Source organism: Flavobacterium sp., assembly GCF_021151785.1.
Lineage (GTDB): Bacteria > Bacteroidota > Bacteroidia > Flavobacteriales > Flavobacteriaceae > Flavobacterium.
The window spans coordinates 1-3990 of the sequence record NZ_JAGKWP010000147.1 but is presented as its reverse complement, the minus strand read 5'-3'; the positions used below and the strand labels follow the sequence as shown (position 1 = coordinate 3990).

The window sequence follows — 3990 nt, the reverse complement described above, 5'->3', positions numbered from 1 at the left end:
GAATAAAGAATATTTAATGTTGCATTATATATATTTCAAAGCCAGGTATTATTTTTATATTAATACTTCATTGCCTCTATCTGATATATTCTACTTCAACAGCTTAGGTAATTTTAATAATATACCTACAAAATTGGTTATGTTATTTTCTAAAAACATGATTCATGCCATTTTAAGAAAAATAAAAATCAATCTTAAAAAGATTGGTATTAAATGACTCTAAATGTATGAGATTCTTCTATAAAATTTATTCAAGGCTAAAGCAAATTTTAAATGTGCAAAGAAGCTTATACATCAAAAGCATAATGAAATCTTGCGGGGAAAATGTAAATATTGATCCAACATGTACTATCATCATTCCGGAAAATATGGAGATAGGTGATAATTGCCTTATATCTTCGCATACAACAATTTATGCGACTTTTGGCGTTAAAATTGGTAAAAATACAATGATTTCGAGCAATTGTGGAATCTCATCCTATAATCATAAACAAAATTCACTTAATAGATTAGCAGATGTAAATGAAGATTTTAAATTTTCAAAACCTGTGAATATTGGCAATAATGTATGGATCGGAATGAATTCCTGCATATTGCCTGGTGTAACTATTGGTGATAATTCTATTATAGGTTCTGGAAGCGTTGTTAATAAAAACATTCCTGCAAACGAAGTTTGGGTAGGTAATCCAGCTCGTTACATTAAAACGCTTACTATTTAATTTAATATTTAGTCATTGCATGCTTCTATCTGTTGTAATACCAACCTGTAATCGTCAGGATTTATTAGTGAAATGTCTGGACGCGGTTGCTGCTTCCAATCAATTACTTGATAAAAGTAATTATGAGGTGATTGTAACAGATGATAGCAGCAACAATGAAACTGAAAAAATTTTACTTGATCAATATCCCTGGGTAAAATGGGTAGCCGGACCGCGTAAAGGCCCTGCTTCTAATAGGAATAATGGTGCAGCAAAATCGGTAGGTGAATGGCTGGTATTTTTTGATGATGATTGCATCCCTGATGCAGGAGTTCTTCAGGCATATTATAGTCTTATTAGTACTGCTGATGTGGATGTTATTGAAGGGGCCATTTATTCAGATGAACACATTAAACCTTTGTTTATAGCACCGATAAATCTCACCGGCGGACATTTATGGTCCTGCAATTTCGCTATAAACAAACGTGTATTTAATGCACTTAAAGGGTTTGATGAAAATTATAAATACCCCAACCTAGAGGATAATGATTTAAACAGAAGAATAAAGATAGATGGATATAAAATGATTTTTGGGAAAGAAGCACGTGTTTACCATCCTCCAAGACCCGTCGCAGGGCCTAAAAAGTCTGCGCTTTATCATGAAAGCTGGATGTATTACCATGAAAAGTTTGGTGAAAAAAAAACTTTCAAAGATTTAATTAGTACGATTGTTAAAACACGCTTAAGAACTATTGTAAAGAGTCCTAAAAGTATTCTTTCCGTTAAGGCCGTATGGATGCTTATGCAGGAATTATTCTATACGTTTAAAAGCCGTAAGCATTTATCAAAATAATCTAAAGCGTATGTATAGTGCAATAAAATCCATTGCTAAGATTTTTTTTTTAAAAATCAGGCTACGAAAAGTTAATTATAATAACCTGCACCATTTAGTTCATATAGGTACTTATACATTAATAAAAACAACTCAAAGAAGTACAATCCAATTCAATGCAAATGTGGCCATTCACGATTACGTAAAACTTTTAGCAGAAGATGGAGGAGTGATTATATTTGGTGAGAAAGTAAATATAGGTGATTATTCTACAATCCGTGCTAGCAGAGCGACTATTGATATAGGCCCCCATACTATGCTAGGACAACGTGTTACATTAATATCAACAAATCATGCCTATAAACGGCGGGATCAATATATTCACGATCAGGATATAGATGCCGAAAAAATCGGGATAAAAATAGGTGCTGATTGCTGGTTAGGTGCAGGCTGCATAATCTTGCCTGGTGTCACAATAGGAAATGGGGCTGTAATAGGCGCACATGCTGTTGTCACCAAGGACATCCCTGATTATTCAATTGCAGTTGGTAATCCTGCACGTGTAATTTCTACCCGTACATAGAAAATAATCTGCTATGGAAAAATTTATTCAAAAGGTTTTTTTTATTATTCGGTTCAGATACCGTTCGGTATTTTTATCATGGATGCGGAAATGCTTTTATGCATTATTGGGGATGAAGATTGGTAAATCTACCAATTTGCCAAAGGTTTATTTAAATTGGCCCCATCAGGTCAGTTTGGGAAATAACTGTGTATTAGAGTCTGGTATAAATTTTAAGTTCGACGGAATCTGGAAACCCGGTCCAGCAATTGTCGCAGACGACGGAGTATTTATTGGTAATAGTTGTGAATTTAATATCAGTAAGGGAATACGTATTGGTAAAAATACGATGCTAGCTTCAGGATGTAAATTTATTGATCATGACCATGGTACTTCTATCAAAGAAATGATGAATACACAGCAACCAATCGTTGCCCCAATTGTCATTGAAGAGGAAGTGTGGATGGGTGTTAATTGTGTAGTACTGAAAGGCGTAACCATAGGAAAGGGTGCTGTCGTAGCAGCCGGTTCTGTTGTAATCAAAGATGTTGAGCCTTATACCATTGTTGGCGGGATTCCTGCGAAATTTATTAAGAAAAGAACATAACTAAAACTGCATCGTGAAGGATAAAAAGATTATTGTACATGTTTCCGAAGTTGCTATTTCCACACGCAGCGGAATGGGGAGAGTAGAATATTACTGGAAAGAAGCGTTTGAACGGGCAGGATTTACATTTATTCATATTGGTCCTGATGAAGTTGGCCCTGTAAAACACAAAGGATTGTTCCCTTATAAAGCATACAGCTATTATAAAAGTCTTGGACTAGTACCGAGCGCTTTTATCGTGCATGAACCTGCTGCAGGTGTTTTTACAAAACGAGGTATTCCTTGCTTTGTGGAAAGTCATGGCATAGAACGTAAATTTTGGGAAAAGCAGTTAAGTGGTGATTTACCTTCTTCCCAGACAGAACCTATTTCTTTAAAAACAAGAATTCTGTTTCCTCTATGGCGTTTGCGCAATTGTGATATTGGTCTAAAAAGAGCTGATAAATTATTGCTAATCAACACAGATGATAGTGTTTATGTTCAACGTAAATACAAACGTTCTGAAGATGATATTTTTATTTTTAAAAATGGAATTACCAAATTTGATGTAGCAGGTTTAGATACGGAACCTTCTGATTTTACTGTACTTTTTAATGGTACTTGGATAGATCGGAAAGGAATTCATACATTAATCGATGCTGCGGTGATTCTGGAAAAGAGAAAGATACAGATCCGGTATTTGCTTATTGGCACAAGCAAGGATGAAAAAACGGTTTTAGCTGATTGGCCTGAAACATTACATTCGTCTTTAAAAGTTGTGCCACGTTTTGAATCTCAGGATGAAGTTAAATTATTAAGTCAAGCTTCTGTATTTGTATTACCCAGTTTTTCTGAAGGACAGCCTTTAAGTTTATTACAGGCGATGGCTGTGGGCAAATGCTGCATAACCACTAATTGCTGTGGGCAAAAGGATCTAATCACTTCTAATGAAGATGGATTATTATTTGAGCCTGGTGATGCAGAAGCATTAGCTGAAATGATCGAAAAATGTTATGTTGATACTTCCCGGAGAAAAGAAATTGGCAATAATGCAAGATTATTAGTTCAAAACCGGAGTTGGCATAATGTTGCAGATGAAGTGGTCGAAATAGTCGTTAATTATATGAATACCTCCTCAAAAAAATAATTTGGGTATAAATCATAAATGAATATTCTATTTGATTCAACAGATATGTATCGCCTAAAAAGGTTTTATTGATGAAGATATTTTGATAACACATGAGTAAATCTACTTTGTATATACAATTAACACCGGAGTATCCTCCTAAAATAGGAGGGGTATCTACATATG

7 protein-coding genes are annotated in these 3990 nt (G+C 34.7%); 6 read left to right on the top strand and 1 reads right to left on the bottom strand.

Going from position 1 to position 3990, the window contains the following annotated elements; translation table 11 throughout:
• From QZ824_RS10920 to QZ824_RS10895, 6 genes are all read left to right on the top strand, one after another.
• On the top strand, window positions 1-217 hold a 217-nt coding region (locus QZ824_RS10920), incomplete at its 5' end, for a hypothetical protein (protein ID WP_291276048.1).
• An 88-nt stretch (window positions 218-305) separates the two neighbouring features.
• Window positions 306-719, top strand: a complete 414-nt coding sequence (locus tag QZ824_RS10915) for an acyltransferase (protein WP_291276047.1) — start codon at window positions 306-308, stop codon at window positions 717-719.
• A 19-nt stretch (window positions 720-738) separates the two neighbouring features.
• Window positions 739-1551: a glycosyltransferase gene (locus tag QZ824_RS10910; RefSeq protein ID WP_291276046.1), complete on the top strand. Its 813-nt coding sequence runs from the start codon at window positions 739-741 to the stop codon at window positions 1549-1551.
• Window positions 1552-1561: 10 nt separating this feature from the next.
• A complete protein-coding gene (locus QZ824_RS10905; RefSeq protein ID WP_291276045.1) occupies window positions 1562-2113 on the top strand; it encodes an acyltransferase in 552 nt (183 codons plus the stop codon).
• A gap of 13 nt (window positions 2114-2126) precedes the next feature.
• Window positions 2127-2699, top strand: coding sequence for an acyltransferase (locus tag QZ824_RS11750; protein ID WP_366844513.1), 573 nt, complete (start codon window positions 2127-2129; stop codon window positions 2697-2699).
• Between the two features lie 73 nt (window positions 2700-2772).
• Window positions 2773-3825, top strand: a complete 1053-nt coding sequence (locus tag QZ824_RS10895) for a glycosyltransferase family 4 protein (protein WP_291276044.1) — start codon at window positions 2773-2775, stop codon at window positions 3823-3825.
• Here QZ824_RS10895 and QZ824_RS10890 read toward each other — a convergent pair.
• Window positions 3794-3990 (bottom strand): hypothetical protein (locus QZ824_RS10890; RefSeq protein WP_291276043.1); only part of this gene is annotated, 197 nt, incomplete at its 5' end. The two genes, QZ824_RS10895 and QZ824_RS10890, sit on opposite strands and share 32 nt — an antisense overlap.

What these genes read in the sequence shown, in the direction of transcription:
- QZ824_RS10895 (WP_291276044.1), top strand. Translation starts at nt 2,773, where the DNA reads ATGGGGAGAGTAGAATATTACTGGAAAGAAGCGTTTGAACGGGCAGGA.
- QZ824_RS10910 (WP_291276046.1), top strand. Translation starts at nt 739, where the DNA reads ATGCTTCTATCTGTTGTAATACCAACCTGTAATCGTCAGGATTTATTA.
- QZ824_RS11750 (WP_366844513.1), top strand. Translation starts at nt 2,127, where the DNA reads ATGGAAAAATTTATTCAAAAGGTTTTTTTTATTATTCGGTTCAGATAC.
- QZ824_RS10915 (WP_291276047.1), top strand. Translation starts at nt 306, where the DNA reads ATGAAATCTTGCGGGGAAAATGTAAATATTGATCCAACATGTACTATC.
- QZ824_RS10905 (WP_291276045.1), top strand. Translation starts at nt 1,562, where the DNA reads ATGTATAGTGCAATAAAATCCATTGCTAAGATTTTTTTTTTAAAAATC.